The 16,642-nt window shown below is 34.9% G+C and carries 13 protein-coding genes; 9 read left to right on the top strand and 4 right to left on the bottom strand.

Annotated elements, in window-relative coordinates; translation table 11 throughout:
* Window position 1: 1 nt before the first annotated feature.
* Window positions 2–328: a hypothetical protein gene (locus tag IO90_RS00750; protein WP_034962947.1), complete on the top strand. Its 327-nt coding sequence runs from the start codon at window positions 2–4 to the stop codon at window positions 326–328.
* 21 nt (window positions 329–349) lie between these two features.
* Here IO90_RS00750 and IO90_RS00745 read toward each other — a convergent pair whose 3' ends face one another.
* A complete protein-coding gene (locus IO90_RS00745) occupies window positions 350–1,507 on the bottom strand; it encodes a hypothetical protein (RefSeq protein ID WP_034962945.1) in 1,158 nt (385 codons plus the stop codon).
* Window positions 1,508–1,645: 138 nt separating this feature from the next.
* Here IO90_RS00745 and IO90_RS00740 point away from each other — a divergent pair, with 138 nt between their 5' ends.
* Window positions 1,646–2,335, top strand: coding sequence for an RluA family pseudouridine synthase (locus tag IO90_RS00740; protein ID WP_034962943.1), 690 nt, complete (start codon window positions 1,646–1,648; stop codon window positions 2,333–2,335).
* Here IO90_RS00740 and IO90_RS00735 read toward each other — a convergent pair.
* The 3 genes from IO90_RS00735 to IO90_RS00725 all read right to left on the bottom strand — a co-directional run bounded on the left by IO90_RS00735 (window position 2,325) and on the right by IO90_RS00725 (window position 7,954).
* Complete coding sequence (locus IO90_RS00735) at window positions 2,325–3,455, bottom strand: ATP-binding protein (RefSeq protein WP_034962941.1); 1,131 nt, start codon at window positions 3,453–3,455, stop codon at window positions 2,325–2,327. The two genes, IO90_RS00740 and IO90_RS00735, sit on opposite strands and share 11 nt — an antisense overlap.
* A 189-nt stretch (window positions 3,456–3,644) precedes the next feature.
* Window positions 3,645–5,798 carry an outer membrane beta-barrel family protein gene (locus IO90_RS00730; protein ID WP_051878147.1) on the bottom strand — a complete coding sequence of 718 codons (2,154 nt, stop codon included), beginning with the start codon at window positions 5,796–5,798 and terminating at the stop codon, window positions 3,645–3,647.
* Window positions 5,799–5,854: 56 nt separating this feature from the next.
* The gene (locus IO90_RS00725; protein WP_034962940.1) at window positions 5,855–7,954 is read right to left on the bottom strand and encodes a TonB-dependent receptor domain-containing protein; all 2,100 of its coding nucleotides are present in this window, start codon (window positions 7,952–7,954) and stop codon (window positions 5,855–5,857) included.
* Window positions 7,955–8,116: 162 nt separating this feature from the next.
* Here IO90_RS00725 and IO90_RS00720 point away from each other — a divergent pair, with 162 nt between their 5' ends.
* From IO90_RS00720 to IO90_RS00690, 7 genes are all read left to right on the top strand, one after another.
* Window positions 8,117–8,464, top strand: a complete 348-nt coding sequence (locus IO90_RS00720) for a hypothetical protein (RefSeq protein WP_034962938.1) — start codon at window positions 8,117–8,119, stop codon at window positions 8,462–8,464.
* Window positions 8,461–9,462: a sensor histidine kinase gene (locus IO90_RS00715; protein WP_034962937.1), complete on the top strand. Its 1,002-nt coding sequence runs from the start codon at window positions 8,461–8,463 to the stop codon at window positions 9,460–9,462. Before IO90_RS00720 ends, IO90_RS00715 begins: the two co-directional genes overlap by 4 nt.
* A gap of 102 nt (window positions 9,463–9,564) precedes the next feature.
* Window positions 9,565–10,248, top strand: a complete 684-nt coding sequence (locus tag IO90_RS00710; protein ID WP_034962935.1) for a LytR/AlgR family response regulator transcription factor — start codon at window positions 9,565–9,567, stop codon at window positions 10,246–10,248.
* A 216-nt stretch (window positions 10,249–10,464) separates the two neighbouring features.
* Complete coding sequence (locus tag IO90_RS00705) at window positions 10,465–11,016, top strand: RNA polymerase sigma factor (RefSeq protein ID WP_228374627.1); 552 nt, start codon at window positions 10,465–10,467, stop codon at window positions 11,014–11,016.
* 10 nt (window positions 11,017–11,026) lie between these two features.
* Window positions 11,027–11,404 carry a hypothetical protein gene (locus IO90_RS00700; RefSeq protein ID WP_051878145.1) on the top strand — a complete coding sequence of 126 codons (378 nt, stop codon included), beginning with the start codon at window positions 11,027–11,029 and terminating at the stop codon, window positions 11,402–11,404.
* Window positions 11,405–11,999: 595 nt separating this feature from the next.
* Complete coding sequence (locus tag IO90_RS00695) at window positions 12,000–14,759, top strand: M4 family metallopeptidase (protein ID WP_034962930.1); 2,760 nt, start codon at window positions 12,000–12,002, stop codon at window positions 14,757–14,759.
* A 550-nt stretch (window positions 14,760–15,309) separates the two neighbouring features.
* On the top strand, window positions 15,310–16,587 hold the full coding sequence (locus tag IO90_RS00690; RefSeq protein ID WP_165570230.1) for a helix-turn-helix transcriptional regulator: 1,278 nt from the start codon (window positions 15,310–15,312) through the stop codon (window positions 16,585–16,587).
* Window positions 16,588–16,642 lie beyond the last annotated feature (55 nt).

The following is a 16,642-nucleotide window of genomic DNA, read 5'->3' as shown; positions in this document are numbered from 1 at the left end:
AATGAAAAATTCTCAAACAATACAAGGTGTTCTCTCTATTCTAGCGCTGATTTGCCTTGCTGTAGGCTGGTTCGATGTGTTTTCTCCGGAAATTACAGAGTTGTTATATCAGCGATTTTTTTATATTCTTATAGGCTTAAGTTTCATTTTTCAAGCACAATCTTTCCTTAACAAGAAATTCGTTTATCTAATGTATGTTGCGGCAGGATTGTGCATCATTGGTGCGATTTTACCTTTCGATTCTCAATTTGCAAGGATTAAAACGATTGGACTTTTTACAGGCGTGATTCTTTCGGTTTTTAACAGACAAAGAGCTCCTAGAGCTTAAGTTTCTTTAAAATTAATATCGTTATTGTTCATCAACAAATTTCTGTTCTTCGGTAGAAAGTAGCGTTTTTGTGTCTTTTACGCTATTGTCTGTAATGCCGTCTGCGAAAGGTTTTTTGAGGTCGATTTTGTTGGAAAGTCCTTTTTTATCAGCAAAATTGTGGGTTCTGAAAATGAATTCTCTATAATTGGTGGCAGGATAGATTTTGTTTTCTAATTCAAATTCAGCTTCTATTTCCATGATGATTTTTGCAGGGATGTACTTTTCTCCTTTTTTGTACATGTCATAAGTTACAGTAAATAGGCTTGTATTCGTAGTGATTTCTTTGTCAAAATAGTTGGTGTAACTGGAAATTGTATTTTTTTGTATTTGACTGCATTTCAAATAGATGATGGCGTTTTCCTTTTTGTTGTACTGCATCAGGCCTTCTACGAGTGTAACATCATGAGGCAACTCGTCGGATTTGAATTGAATGGTTTGGATGTCTCCGGTTTCATTGATGATTTTTCCACTTATTTTTTGGCCTCTTGTGAAATACTCCATGACCACCAATTGATTGTATAAAAAGAATCTTTGAATAAAATCATTGATGTTTTTTTTGTCTTCACCTGCTTTTTTTCCATTAAAAATGTAAGTATTGTCACCTTGTCTGTTTTTATCAAATTTTTTGTTTCGAAGATTCACTTGCAGAAAATCGTCGATTTCTTTTTGATATTCAAACTTATTGTGCAGTGTCCACAAATCCATATCGATGACCAAAATTCTATTTAGAGCGTTGTCGATTTCCGATTTGAATTTCATAGTTCCGTTGAAAATAGAAGTTTTGGTTTCGTACTTTTTATCATACTCTCTCAAAACAGATGCGATGATTTTCCGAGCATCAATAGGTTTGATGATGACTTCTTCTATTTCTTTATAGATTGGTTTCAGGGCAATTTTGTCAGTCACAGCAAATTTGTTGTCGCCGTATTCAGGTGAGTAGATGTTGATGCTGTTGATTTCATTTGGGATGATGACAAATCCATCGTCGTTGGTGTAAGAAATTTCGTTGTTGTAAACAACTCTTGCCTGAGGAATTGGTTTTTTGGTGTCAAAATCAATAATGTTGATTTTTTTCTGAGAGAAAGTGATGATTGAAAATAGGAAAAAAACGAGGGCAAAAGTTTTATTAAAATTCATGGATATAGTTATATGGTTTTAAAAATATAAAAATAATTTTTTAAATCTATTGTTTTGCTCAACAATTTGATTTTTTCGAATGATGAATTCCGTGGTCACAAGCATAATCTTAATTAGAAAAAAAGTAAATTTGCCATCGTGAATTTAGAATCTCAAATCATTTACGAAGACAATCATCTTCTCGTCATCAACAAAAAAGCAGGACAACTTGTTCAAGGCGACAAGACCGGCGATTTGTCATTGTTGGAATTAATCAAAGATTTCATCAAAAAAAGAGACGATAAACCTGGAAATGTCTTTCTTGGTTTGGTTCATAGGATTGACAGACCAACTTCAGGCTTGGTGATTTATGCCAAAACTTCGAAAGCTTTGACGCGATTGACTGTGATGGTGAAGAACCGCGAAGTCAAAAAAACGTATTGGGCGATTGTTGGTAAGGAAATGATTCCAAAATCTCAAAGACTGATTCATTATCTTCAAAAAAACGAGAAAACCAACAAAGCTACCGTTTTCATAAAACCAACCGACAAAGCAAAGGAATCGATTCTGAATTATCAAATCATCAAGACATTAGATAATTATCAATTGCTTGAAATCGATTTGGAAACAGGTCGTCATCATCAGATTAGAGCGCAATTATCAAAAATTGGAGTTCCAATCAAAGGTGATCTGAAATACGGCGCACCACGTTCCAATCCGGATGGCGGGATTTCTCTCCACGCTAGAAAACTGGAATTTGAACATCCTGTAACCAAAGAAAAAGTAGAAATATTTGCGCCGGTCCCGCAGAATGATGCGGTTTGGAAGGCTTGTGAATCTAACGATTGATCACAAACTCGTGGAAGTTATCTTTCGTGATGATCTTCTCGATTTCGGGATTGTAGGTTTCTGAAAAATTCTTTGGGATTTTTGCTTTCGTTCTTTCATTCCATTTGAATTCGTAGGCAGAGATTTTTCCGTCGGCTTCTTCCAAAAAGTCGATTTCCTGTTGTGCGTGCGTTCTCCAAAAATAGGTTTTGAAATTTTTCAAATGATAGGAATTGGTTTTCATTCTTTCGGAAATCAAGAAGTTTTCCCACAGTTTTCCCACATCATCGCGGAGATTCAACGGATTGAAATTATTCAAGATAGCATTCCGAATTCCGTTGTCATAAAAATAGATTTTCTTTCCTTTCTTGATCTCGTTTCTCAAATTTCGGTTAAAACCATCCAAACGGAAAATGATAAATGATTGCTCCAAAAGCCTGATGTACTTTTCAACCGTCAAATTATCAATCCCAACCAACTGCGAAAGTTCGTTGTACGAAACCTCATTTCCCATTTGCAACGCAAGCGCGGTTAACAATTTTTCTAATTTTTCCGGCTTCTGAATATTCTCCCATTGCAAAACATCTTTGTACAGATAGCTTTCGGTCAGGTTTTTCAAACGTTCGATTTCGTCGCCAGGATTGTTCACGATTTCTGGATAATAACCGAAAACAAGACGATGTTCCAGCAATCTTCGCTCTTCCAAAAAACCATTTTGATTCGACATTTCTTCAAATGAAAGCGGAAACAGTTGATATTCCCATTTTCTTCCGGTCAAAGGTTCGTTGATTTTATTGGCCAAATCGAAAGACGACGAGCCAGTCGCAATCACTTTTACATTTTTGATTTGGTCTGTGATCAGTTTGATGATAATTCCAATATTTTCGATGCGTTGCGCTTCATCAATGATCAAGGTTTTTGAATTGCCAATTAAGGTTTTCAGAAAATCTGAGGTTGGATCTTGCAGAATATTTCTGATGTCGCTTTGGTCGCCATTCCAGGTTACAATTGGTTTTTCGAAGTGGTTTTCCATCAATTCCATCAAAGTGCTTTTTCCGACCTGTCTTGGTCCGAAAAGGATGATCGCTTTCTCATCTTTCAAGCGTCTCTCTATATTTTTTTGAAGCAATCTTTCTACCATAATCCAAAATTTAATATGAATTTTTCGATTCTATTCGCAAATTTAATATAAATTTTTCGAATTGATTCCAGATTTTAATATGAATTCTTCGAATGGAATCGAAAATTTACTATGAATTTTTCGATTTTAAAACAAAAATAATCTCCCAATTGATATTGAGAGATTATTATATGAGAACAATAATGTTAATTATAATTGTTGCACAGAGCCAGAATCTTCTTTCTTCTCCTGATTTAGCAAGTTAGGCGTTTCCTTTGCCAACTTGTTTTTTGTCGGGATCTTGTAGGTGAAAGAAAGTCCAAAAGTTCTTGTGTCATTTTTATTTCGGATGTTCACATTCGGAAGCGCGTTGGTTGTTCTGAGATTGGTCTCATTGGTATTGAAAACATCATTCGCAAACAACGTCAGCGTCATTCTTTCGTGATTAAATTTCCTTGACAAAGATAAATTCAAGGTGTTGTAGAATGATTTGTTTGGATAGAAAAAGAATTCGTTTCCTTTGGTCAAATAAGTATAATTTGCCGTGAATTTTGTTTTATAAGGCAAAATAAATTGTCCTGTCACGTTATAGGTCCAGTAGCCTTTCGGATTGATGATTTGATCAATTTGTTGCAATTGATATGAGCCATAAAGGAAGATAAAACTCACCTGATCGGGATTCATATCCATTTTCATAATGTCTTTGAAAGGCGTGTTGAAGATCGCTAATGGAATCGGGAATCCAATGTTGAAATTATGCGTTTTCATACGATCTAGATTGTCGCTGGTCTGCAAGATAACATCGCCTTCTCTTTCCACGATTTGAACCACCTGATTTTTTGCGTTGGTAAAATTATAGCCAATGAAAGCGTAATTTAAAGCACTTAACTTAACTTCGAAATTATCAAAAATCGTTGGCTGAAGATTTGGGTTTCCGGAAAAATCGATGTTATCGTTTCCGTATCTCGTGTTATTTGGATTTAGGTTCGCAACATTGGGCAACGTGATTTTCTTGTTATAATTCACATTAAAGAAAGCGATTTTCGGAATAATGTTGTACTGAATGCTCGCATTTGGAAAGACTTTGAATTTCTCAAATGGTCTCAGGTTATCATAACCGCCAGTTTCAAAATCCAAACTTGTTCCGTTGATGTTGTAATATTCTCCACGAAGTCCCAAAACAAAATCCATTTTTCCTTTCGTAGCGCTGGCTTCGGAGTAGAAAGCAGTCGTTTTGCTTTTATAATCCAGATTTTCTATTCCAAAGTTATCTGCAGAAAATTCCAGTTGGTCGTAGAAAGCACCCAAGCTCAATTTACCTTCGTCTAATACTTTGATCGGCTGAGCATAATCGATTCTGAAATTGTAGACATTTTGATTGGAGCCGTTGTTCAAAACTTTATCATTGATGGAAGGCGTTGGCAAAATGGTTCTTCCTGTTTGCCCAAAATCATTACTGAAGTTGGTATAAGATCCTTTAAATTCTAACTTTTTATTCTTATCATCAAATTTCTTCTGATAAGTTGCAGTCACCTCATTTCGTGTATTGCTTTGGTCGATGATATCTTTACCGGTAGATTCAGTTCCATTGAACAAAGAATAACGATCCACATAACGATCCGAAGATCCTAAGTTGAGATTGTAATTCAAAAGCAATCGATCTTGTCCAATATCAAAGGTGAAAGCACTTCTCAAATATTGATTTCTACTGACATTGTCATTGTACAATCTCGAGATCTCGTCAATCGTGGATTTTGTCTCGCTTTCGTTGTAAGATTGCCCGACGTTCAATTGCCATCCAAACCATTTGTTTTTGGAATTAAGCGTCAAACTATTGTTAAATTTACTTCTGAAATGGTCATAATTGCTGAAACGATAACCGCCAGCGTAAGTTGCGGACAAGTATGATTTTGCATTTCTGCTCGTGATGATATTGATGATGGCACCACCAGAAGTTGCTGGGAATTCTGCGCCAGGTTGCGTGATGATCTCGATTTTTTCGATGCTGTTTGCAGGAAGTCCTTCTAAATATGCGGTCAACTGTGTGCTGTAGATGTTCAACGGTCTTCCATCCATATAAACGTCCAAAGCTTTTCCTTGATAGATCATTCCTGCCATTTCGGAAACCACCAATCCCGGGATTTTTTGCAATCCTTCCAACGTGTTACCAGAATTGAGATGTGGCTGTTCCGAGAAATCGTAGACAGTTCTGTCCGCTTTTTGTTCAACGGCTTTTTTAGTTTTGGTAATTGTTACTGCTTCGATTTCTTTTTCCTTAGGCTCATCTTTCTTAGGCGTTTCCTGCGAGAAATAGATTTGACTCAGAAAAAAAGCAGATATTGGAATGATAGATTTTAACTTCATAGTTTTGTTTATGATTTATTAGACTCAAAATATGCTTATTTGTTACATTGACAAAATTAATTTGCTCTGTCTTTTTCCTCGAAATTAATATTCTTCTTGCTGAATTTTTTCTTTTTTCCGAAAGTATAATTGACACTTAATCTTAAACTTCTGCCGTCCCAATAGTTGTTCATAAACTGCGTGTTGTCATCAAAATACATTTGACCTTTGAATCGCTGTGCAAAAATATTAGTCACTGTCGCATTGATTTGAAGCTGTTTTTCCATCAAAGAAATTTTAAATCCAGAATTCAGATTGGAGAAGTTCTCAAAGCGGGTATTCACATTTTCGTTTGGAAGACTTTGGTCGTAATTGAGGAAAATGGCGATGGTTTTGGTTTTGTTCAATATAAAAGTATTGTTGATGGAATAGCTGAACGAATAACCTTTCAAAGTTGGCGCATTAATATTGAAAACTTCCGAAGTCTGATACGATGCGTTGGCAGTAAGATTCGATTCCCAGAATTTGAAAAATATATCTGTGTACGACGCATTCACGCCATAGAAGTCATTGTTGTAGTGATTCAGATAAGTTCCGGTTTGAGAAATCCCGTCTAGATAAGCCACTTGCCCAAACGCATTCTTCAATCTCAAATAATAAATGCTTGTCGAAAACTTGTTGTTGTATGTGTAACCCAATTCATAATTATTGATGTAGGAAGGCTTCAGTAAAGGATTTCCCGTGGAATACGAATAAGGGTTTTCGTACCAGCGAAACGGATTCAAATTGCTCATACTTGGTCGGTTGATCCTTCTCGAATAAGACAGACTAAATACATTTTTCTCTGCCTTATAAGAAACAAACGCCGACGGAAACCATTGTCTATAATTGAAATTACTGACGGAGCTTTTCACAAAAGTATTTTCGTAGCGCAAACCAGCTTTCGTTTCCCAATGTTCACCGATGGTTTTTGCAAAGCTTCCGTAAACCGCGTAATTCTCTTCCTGATAGTTGAAAACGCTCCCTTTTTCTTCGTCAATGATATATTGATTATTTTCAAAATTTAGATATTTCAAATCCGCAGAATTTCTGAATTGATTGAATTTTACGCCAGTTTCTACCGTTCCAAATTTGAAGGGAAGTTCCAAATCCGCTTGAACAGAGAAAATCTGAGGCTTGATTTTCGACAAGGTTTTCACATCTTGAACCGAATTGTCAGAAACTGTCAAAGTAGAAAAATTGACTTCCGTATCATTGGTGTTTTTATAAAAATTTCCAGCAAAACTCAATTTCTTTCCAAGCGAATCCAACTTCAGATCATAATAAGTACTGAAAGTGTGGGTTGGCGATTTCTCTCTGTGGAAAGTGTTGGTCAAAAGGTTTTCTTCTTTCAAATCCGAACTGATGTTTCTTGTCGTATTCAAGATATTCATTCCGTTTTTTCCATTATCGAAGATGTATTCCATCCCAACTTCAGAATTTTTATTGATTTTGTAAGAAGCCGTCAAGTTTGGCGTCAAATCCTGCCACATATCTTTTCGGGTAGATTCGCTGTAATTTTGAGATTCTCCAAGGATAGTGAATCTTTCGTTAGAACGTTTTGCACCTTCGATGTAAGTGGTCTTGAAGCTTAAACTTAATTTTTCGGTTTGGTAATTCAAAGTGCCATTCGTGCTTCCGTTGAAATAAGTTCGCTGTGTCAATCCTGTGTTGATGTTTCCGCTGAAACCAAGATTTGGATTTTTCTTTAGAATAATATTGATGAGTCCACTATTTCCTTGCGCTTCATACTTTGCAGGAGGCGTCGTAATGACTTCGATTTTTGAAATGTTTTCCGAACGGATGGATTTTAAATAATTTAATAATGCAGTTCCGGAAAGATTCAGCATTCTGCCATTGATCATTACATTTACAGAGCTTTTTCCAATGATCGAAATCGTTCCCATGTTCTCATCCACTTTCAGCATCGGAACATTCGCCAGAGTTTCGCCTGCATCCATTCCTTGTGAGGCGATTGACGACTCTACATCGAAGATTAATCGGTCTGCTTTTCTTTCAAGCAATTTTTTCTTAACTAGTATATTAACTTGTTCAATTTCTTTCAAAGTATCTTTTTCGGTTTGAGCGAAAATTGAAGTTGAGAAAAGTGTTGCGATTATTAACGATTTTAGTTTCATAAGTTTAGTTTGATGATGCAAATGTATTTTCAAGATGTTCCTTATGAAATAGCGTTTAGATTTGATGAGGTTTTAATCCGACCAAACTATTTTCATCGGGAAAAAACGGGTGTTTGTAGAATCTTATGGATTTGAAGTCGTAGAACGTTTTACTTTTGAACTATGAAAAAAATAATTCTCATTTCGATTTTGGCTTCTATGACTTCCTGCATTGGAAAGCATAGAGTAGATGTTTGGAAAACAATGACGATTGCTTCTGGCGACAGCCTTGTCATTAATAAAATAAAAGCGCCCGCAACTTTAGAAATCAAAAATCTGTCGGATGACAATTTGGAATTGGTTTCTGAACTGACAATGCAAAAAAGTATAGAAGCACTTTCGGAATTCAATTACAGATTGCCTAAAAAAAGCCGTCTGATTTTGGTAAACCCAAATGCAGAATCGATTTCCATACATTTGCATTACGCTTCGTCAAAACCGATTTTGATTAACAACAAAGAATTAAGATGAAAACAAATAAACTTTACTTTCTCCACTTTTTTTATTGGGGATTATATTTGATTCAGCAGATTATCTCAATCGTTTTTTATGATCATTCATTTCCTGTTTTTTCAGCGACGTTTTTCGTTATCAGTTTTTTCTGTTTTTACTTCAACTATTTCGTTGTTGTTCCCAGATTTTTCGATATTAATAAGCTTTACAAAATTGTAATTGGATATTTTATAAGCGTTGCATTTTTTGTTTTGCTTCGCTATTCAGTGGAAGAAATGTTTTTGCCCGCGTTTTTTGGATTTAGAAATTACAATGAGAAAACCGGATTGGGATTTTATTTCTACGACAATATCTATTACAGCTTTACGACCATTTTTGTAAGCACCGTTTTTTCTTTGTTAAAATTGATGACACAATCCGAGCAAGAAAAACGCGAGTTGATGGAGCAGAAAAAAAACTCGGAACTTCAGGCTTTGAAGACCCAGATCAATCCTCATTTTATTTTTAATTCTCTTAATAATATCTATTCTCTGGTTTATCAAAATTCTGACAAAGCTCTGCCGGCGATTCAGGAATTGAGCCAGTTGTTGCGATACAGCACGAAGGATTTGGAGAAAGATTTTATTTCATTGGAAAAGGAAATCGGTTATCTGGAAAGTTTAATAGAACTGGAAAAACTGAGGATCAAAAATCCGGAATTACTCATTATTAATAAAAATATCAGCCATCCAAATCTTAACATTTCACCGATGCTTCTAGTTCCGTTCGTAGAAAATGCTTTCAAACACGGCGATTTCAAAGACAAGGGATTTACTTTGAATATTTCTGATGACAATCAAACTTTGAATTTCCATCTTCTAAACTGCAAAAAGCAAAGGTCAAAAGATTCACTTTCCGGAATTGGAATCAACAATGTGAAAAAACGATTGGAAATCCTGTATCCGAAAAAACACGAACTGAACATCACAGAAACCGAAACCGAATTTTCTGTAGATTTGAAAATCGATTTGAAATGATATTGCCAAGCTCCGTAGGAGCAAAATGTTTGTAGAGATTGTTTCCAAGATTATCAAAGCTCCGTTGGAGCGACATTGTAAAAGTATAACAGAAGTAAATTAATGAATAAGATAAAATGCATCGTTGTAGACGACGAACCACTTGCAGTTTCTTTGTTGGAAAGTTACGTTGAGAAAATTCCATTTTTCGAACTTGTTTTTTCTACAGAAAATCCTATTGAAGCTTTGGAATATATTCAAAAAAATGAAGCCGATTTGATTTTCCTTGACATTCAAATGCCGGAACTTTCGGGAATCAATTTTATGAAAATCGTTGGCGACAAATTGAAATATATTTTGACGACCGCGTATTCAGAATACGCTTTGGAAGGTTACGAGCACAATGTCATCGATTATCTTCTCAAACCAATTTCTTTCGATCGCTTCGAGAAAAGTGCGTTGAAAGCGCAAGAAAGATTTCAAACCGAAACTTCAGCAAATTCGTATTTCTTTGTCAAGTCTTCCGGACAACAGCATAAGATCAATTTTAATGAGATCCTTTATGTCGAAAGCATCAAAGATTATGTCAACATCAAAACAGAAAATCAGGAATATATCGTCCTCGACACTTTAAAATCTTTGGAAAGTCAACTGCCGGAAAACTTTGCCAGAGTTCATAAATCTTTCATTCTCAACCTTGATAAAATCAAGAAGATCGATGTCAGAAATGTCTTTCTCAATTCTGGAAAAGAAATCCCGATCGGCGAAACTTACAAATCCGAATTCTTTTTGAGAATTAAAAAATAAAAAATTATATCTGTCATATTCTAAGTTGTAAATTACTGTTGCTTTTAATAAGGAAAGTCTGTCAATTTTGCATTTGCAAACACGCAGATGAAAGAAAAATTACTTAATACTTAGTATAGGCGTGTCCTAGCCACAATTAAAAGTATTTTAAGAAATTTTAAAGTAAAAATTTGCGAATGCCGTCATATTCATATGGACTCGCTATCTTTACAGCAAATGACCGAAACTAAATCTGTCTCTATTACGGAAGTCGTAAAAAATTACGGCTCTCAACTCTTGCGCTTTATCAATTCTAAAGTGGCAAAGACGGAGGATGCAGAAGATATTCTACAAGAAGTTTGGTTTCAAACCAGCCGATTGACCAACCTGAATGAGTTGGAAAATGTTGGTGCCTGGTTATATTCGGTTACCCGAAACAAAATCATCGACAGCTATCGCAAAAAGAAAACGGAATCTCTGGAAGATTTTGTCTATCAGGACGAAGACGGGGAGTTGAATGTAAAAGACATTCTCTTGGCAGATGACAGCAACAATCCGGAAATCGCCATGTTCAAAGATATGTTCTGGGACGAGCTGATGAAGGCCCTGGACGAACTGCCAGAAAAGCAGAAAAAGGTTTATATTCAGAATGAATTGGAAGATAAAACCTTACAGGAAATTGCCGACGAAGAGGGCGAAAACATCAAAACAATTATCAGTAGAAAATCGTACGCGGTAAAACATTTGCGTAAAAGACTGCAGAGACTTTACAACGATTTGAAAAATTAATTTTAAGAAAATGAACAAGCATAAAAAGAAATTTTGGTTGGCATTCCCTTGCATTATTGTGGCAATTGGATTGTTTATTTGGTTTTTCCAATGGCTTTGGAATATGGTTTTGCCTGATGTTTTAGGCGTAAAGGCGATCACTTATTGGCAGTCACTTGGGATTTTGGTCATCTCAAAAATACTATTCGGAGGATTGGCCAATGCGAAGGAGAAATTCAGAAATCGAAATGGTTTTGGAAATGATGAGAGGGATATGTGGAAACAAAAATTAGAAAACAGATTTTGCGGAACCGAGGAAGAACGGGAAAAGATGAAGCAGATGTGGAAACAAAGATTTGAATCTAAGTTTTGCAAGTCAGAACCAGAAATGAACGATAATAAACTTTAGGATAACCATTCCTGAAAATCCACCATAGAATTACTGTTAAAACAATCCAAGAAAACCAGAGCAAGACTTTTGCTCTGGTTTTTTGTCTTATTTATTGAAAGAAATGTTATTTGTAACTATTTGAAAGTCAAATGAGAGTATCTGTTGTGTATATTGGTTTTTTCGCAAAGTAAGCAATCGTGTATGTTGTTTTATGTTAATTTTGGGCTATTCGATTACATTTGTGATTGCGAAAATGTTGATTCTATTAATGATTTTATAATAGGATATTTTATAATGAAAAAGCAATATGGTGTTTCTTATACCTCAGCTTGCTTGATAACATAATTAGAAATGGATCTCTGGCAGTAGAGAATACCTTGATTATTCATAAAAGTGGTTCTGAAGCTAATCCGCTATTTACCGGAAATAGAGGAACTTTTACTATCGTAGATGCAACATTCAAATTTTCTGTTTTAGATTGTATTGATGAAATAAATTACCGCTGATGTAACTGCCGTAACTCTAATATTAGAGGGAATTTGCTCTTGTAATATTAATTGAATAATTGACTAATTAAAAATATACTTTTTTAAAAGAATTTAATATTTAAGATATGAAGAAAGAACTTTTACGAATTGTCCTTTTGTGCGGATTGATAGGCTTTGGCTTTTCTGCAAATGCACAAGAATATATTGACAAAACAATTACTGAGAAAAACGGTAATATAAGTCTTGTCACGTTTAAAAACAATGCAAATCTGGCATCTAAGTCCAAAACAGATCTGTTTAAGGAAGTCCTGAGGTTGTCTCCAGGTGCAGAATTAAAACTTAGTAAATCAGAAAAAGATTCCAATGGCAAATTCCTTGACGAGAAATATCAATTGTATCACAATAATGTGATTGTTGAATTTGGGATCTACAATCTGCATTACAAAAATGATAATCTTATCAGTATGAATGGCGAGATCTTCAATACTGCTAATGTAAATGTGGTTTCAAAGATATCACCGCAAGTAGCACTCAATCATGCTATCGAAAGCGTTGGTGCAGAAAAGTATATGTGGGAGGATCCCAACAGCAACGTTGATGATTATAAAAAACCATTAGGAGAATTGGTGCTTTTGCCAATACAACAGGCAGACAAAAGTTATAAGTTGACTTTGGCTTATAAATTTGATGTTTTTGCATCTCAACCTATAAGCAGGGCTTACATTTATGTCAGCGCAATTGATGGCAAAGTATTATTGAGTGACGCTATTATGAAACACGCTTCAGAAAGTGTTTTGCAAAAGGAACTAGATACACATGAAATCATTTCAAACGTAAAAGACTCTGAACTTAAAAATAAAATTAAAAAACTTGAAACTGGGAATGCGGCTACAAGATATAGTGGTGCTCAGACTATAACAACTTCTCTCAACACAGCAAGCACAAGCTACATTCTCTACGATAAAACCAGAGGCAATGGCATTAGAACATTGAATTTAAAAAAAAGTGGCAACACCTCATTAGCGGTTGATTTTACAGATGTAGATAATAATTGGTCTGCCGAAGAGTTTGATAATTCTGCTTTTGATAACGTTGCTTTGGACGCCCATTTCGGTATTGAGAAAACTTACGACTACTTCAAGAATATACATAACAGAAACAGTTATGACGGTAACGGAACGCTTCTTAGAAGTTATATACATTACAGCAATAATTACAATAATGCATCTTGGACAGGATCTTTTATGATTTACGGAGATGGCGACAGAACCTCAACCTTTAACCCTGTTACTGCTTTTGATATTACGGCACATGAACTAGGACACGGGGTCTGCTCAACATCCGCAGCTCTTGCTTATCAAAGAGAATCTGGGGCCATAAATGAGGGACTGTCGGATATATGGGGAGCAGTGGTTGAACATACTTACATGCCCAATAAACAAGCGTTCCTTATTGGAGAGGACATTACCTTGTATTCTCCTTTCTATCTTAGATCAATGAGCAATCCAAAATCTACAGGTCAACCTGATACTTACCAAGGTGAAAACTGGCTTCCTGCAAATGTTGAAGAAGGCTGTATCACGCCGTCATCAGATACTAATGATTATTGTGGTGTGCATACAAATAGTGGTGTTCTTAACCACTGGTACTATGTTTTGGTTCAAGGAAAAACAGGTACGAATGATATTGGAAAATCATATGATGTGACAGGCATTGGTTTCGAAAAGGCATCCAAAATAGTGTATCGTTTAGAGACTGCTTTTTTGACTCCTATTTCAACATACCTCAACACCCGTGACTTAGGCATCCAGGTTGCAACGGAGCTTTACGGAGCTGATTCTCCAGAAGCTATTGCTACGCAGAATGCATTTTATGCAGTAGGTTTGGGAACAAAATATAACCCTGACGGAACGGATACAACAGTACCCTCTACACCGCTTGATCTTACAGCAAGTTCAACAACCAATGTTTCCACTTACCTTACTTGGACACCATCAACAGATAATTTTGCTTTGGATGGTTATAATGTTTATAAAGATGATGTCTTGCTGGGAACAACGTACAAGCCAGCATACTATGTGACAGGACTTACCGAATCTACTACATATAACTTCAAAGTGGAAGCAAAAGATGAAGCGGGTAATAAATCTAATTTTACCAATCCGGTTCCGGTTACCACACTAGCAAATGGTAATACTTATTGTGCTTCCCAAGCTACAAATACAAGTTATATGAAAATAAAGAACATAAAACTTAATACAATTGATAACCAAAGTACTGGAAGTGCGGGATATGAAGATTTCTCATATCTGTCTACGGATGTAACGAAGGGGCAAACTTATACAATAACGATTACACCTACTTGGTCTGGCGTTGTATATCCTTTGAGATATAGATTGTATATCGATTACAACAACAATGGATTATTAACTGATACCGGTGAAAATGTATGGTCACAAACAACAGCTACCAATGCAAATGCAGTTACTGGCACTTTTACTATCCCGACTACTGCATCAACAGGAGTTGTAAGGGTTAGAGTGCAGGCCGCTTATAATCAAACGCCAACTTCCTGTTCAACAATTAATCTCGGACAAGTAGAGGATTACTCTTTGAATATTAAAGATGTCTTGGCTGTTTCTGATATTAATAAGGAAAACCAATTTGTAATATATCCAAACCCTGTAAAAGATGTGATCAATATCCAATCAAAAGATTCTAGTGAATTATCTTATCAGGTTTACAATGTTGCAGGTCAAGTTGTTTTGACAGGTAAATCTTCCGACAAGAAGATCAATGCCCAGAAATTGGTTTCTGGTAACTATGTTCTGGAGTTGACAAGTAAATTTGGTGAAAAAACGACACAAAAATTCATTAAAAAATAGTGATAATGATTTTCATCTCTTATATCTAGCGGATATTCAAAATATTTTTCAATGTAGAAAAGAGTTCGGTGTTATGCTGGACTCTTTCTTTTTGACAAACAACAGTAAACAAGTTTAGCAATGATTGATGTAATTAATTTCCATGGATTTTTGTTTTGGCTGTATATGTATTGTTTAGAAATTTAAGAATCATTCTGATTTTGTGATGGTTAAATGTAATAATGTATTTAAATATTTTTATGAAAATTAATTATTTAAAAAATATAATTTGATTGTTGAATGATATAGGCACAAACTAAATTTAAAAATTGTATCCTTGAATAGACAGATCATTATTCTATTTTTAAAATTAATTAAAAAATGATACCTTTATTCGTTCAAAATGATCAGATCAATAATTGTACAATATTTTATTTAGATGTTTACTGGAAATTCAATAGTATATAAATTTACAATAATTTTATTTTTATTCACCGGATTTCGATGTTTATCGCAAACTCATGGAAACAATGCACTTAAAGAAAAAGTGACTGAGAATGCAAAGCTTTTTGTGAAAAATATTGACAAAGCCTATCTGCAGATTGATCCTCTTTTAAAGTCTTCTCGGGAAGTGAAAGATTCTCTTTCAGAGTTGAAACTTTTGGACAGAAAGTGTAGATATTTCTACAGTAAGAACAAGATTGACAGCCTATTGAAAGCTTCCGAAAATCTTGAAGTGAAAGCAATTGAGTACAAAGACTTGTATTCAGTTTCTATGGGGAATGTCTATATGGCAGAAGCATATTCTATCAATCAATTTTATGATAAGGCACTTTATCATCTTGATATTGCCTATAAAACATTAGAAAAAGACAAGTCCAAAAATTCTAAAATATTCTTTGCAAAGGCCAATGTGCTAAACAGTTTTGCCAATGTTTATGCGGACAAAGGAGAACCAAGAAAAGCTGTGAAGAAGCTTTATCAAGTGATTGACAGTTATAATGAATTGGACGATCCCAAGCAGATTAAAAGCTTCCAATACCTAAACTATTCCAACATTGCCAGCCTATATCTTAACTATAACATAGATTCTGCTAATTATTTTGCGGGAAAATCTGTGCAACTGGGGACTTCAGAAAATATTGATGACAAAGTAATGATCACCAACTACCAGGTTTTTGGAAAAGTCAATAAAGTGAAAAAAGATTATAAAAAGTCATTGCTCTACTATCATAAAGCACTAGAATTGACCATAAAAGTGGGAGATCAACTAAATGTAAATAATCTTTACAAAGACATTGCTGAACTCTACAAACTTACAGGAAAGAAGGATAGTGCCATCATTTATGAAAACAAGCTGAAGCAAAATGAAATATCGGAGCTTCAAAGTAAATATAATTCACTCCATGAGGTGATTGCAAAAGACAAAAAGGAAGATGGAAAATCAGAAACCTTAAATAATATTGTATTAACGGTTGTCATAACAATATCCGTGGGTCTATTGATTTGGAGTTTTGTACTGATAAGAAAAAAAAGAGCATCCAAAGAAGAGCCACACGAAACCTACAACAAGCTATTAAGTCTTTTAAAAGAAAATGATCCCTCTTTTATGTTTGCTTTCGAAAATGCATATCCCGACTTCTCAGAAAAACTGAGAAACATTAATTCTGGTCTTTCTAATTCAGAAATAGAATTTTGCGCCTATCTGAAATTGAAACTTTCAACAAAGGAGATTGCAAAGATTACTTTCATAGAACCAAGAACGGTTCAAAACAAAAAGCACAGGATTCGAAAACGGCTTGATATTCCAAGTAACTCTGATATTTATAATTGGTTTGAAACAATTTGATTTTTTTAAATATCTGATTTACAGGAGTGAGTATGTGTTGTGTATGTGAATTGTA

It is taken from the genome of Chryseobacterium sp. FH1, from assembly GCF_000735135.1.
Taxonomy (GTDB): Bacteria; Bacteroidota; Bacteroidia; order Flavobacteriales; family Weeksellaceae; genus Epilithonimonas.
This window is presented reverse-complemented; position numbering and strand designations above follow the sequence as displayed.

Coding starts and splice junctions, on each gene's coding strand:
- IO90_RS00725 (WP_034962940.1), bottom strand. CDS start 7,954: ATGAAACTAAAATCGTTAATAATCGCAACACTTTTCTCAACTTCAATT.
- IO90_RS00750 (WP_034962947.1), top strand. CDS start 2: ATGAAAAATTCTCAAACAATACAAGGTGTTCTCTCTATTCTAGCGCTG.
- IO90_RS00735 (WP_034962941.1), bottom strand. CDS start 3,455: ATGGTAGAAAGATTGCTTCAAAAAAATATAGAGAGACGCTTGAAAGAT.
- IO90_RS00695 (WP_034962930.1), top strand. CDS start 12,000: ATGAAGAAAGAACTTTTACGAATTGTCCTTTTGTGCGGATTGATAGGC.
- IO90_RS00715 (WP_034962937.1), top strand. CDS start 8,461: ATGAAAACAAATAAACTTTACTTTCTCCACTTTTTTTATTGGGGATTA.
- IO90_RS00705 (WP_228374627.1), top strand. CDS start 10,465: ATGACCGAAACTAAATCTGTCTCTATTACGGAAGTCGTAAAAAATTAC.
- IO90_RS00700 (WP_051878145.1), top strand. CDS start 11,027: ATGAACAAGCATAAAAAGAAATTTTGGTTGGCATTCCCTTGCATTATT.
- IO90_RS00745 (WP_034962945.1), bottom strand. CDS start 1,507: ATGAATTTTAATAAAACTTTTGCCCTCGTTTTTTTCCTATTTTCAATC.
- IO90_RS00720 (WP_034962938.1), top strand. CDS start 8,117: ATGAAAAAAATAATTCTCATTTCGATTTTGGCTTCTATGACTTCCTGC.
- IO90_RS00710 (WP_034962935.1), top strand. CDS start 9,565: ATGAATAAGATAAAATGCATCGTTGTAGACGACGAACCACTTGCAGTT.
- IO90_RS00730 (WP_051878147.1), bottom strand. CDS start 5,798: ATGAAGTTAAAATCTATCATTCCAATATCTGCTTTTTTTCTGAGTCAA.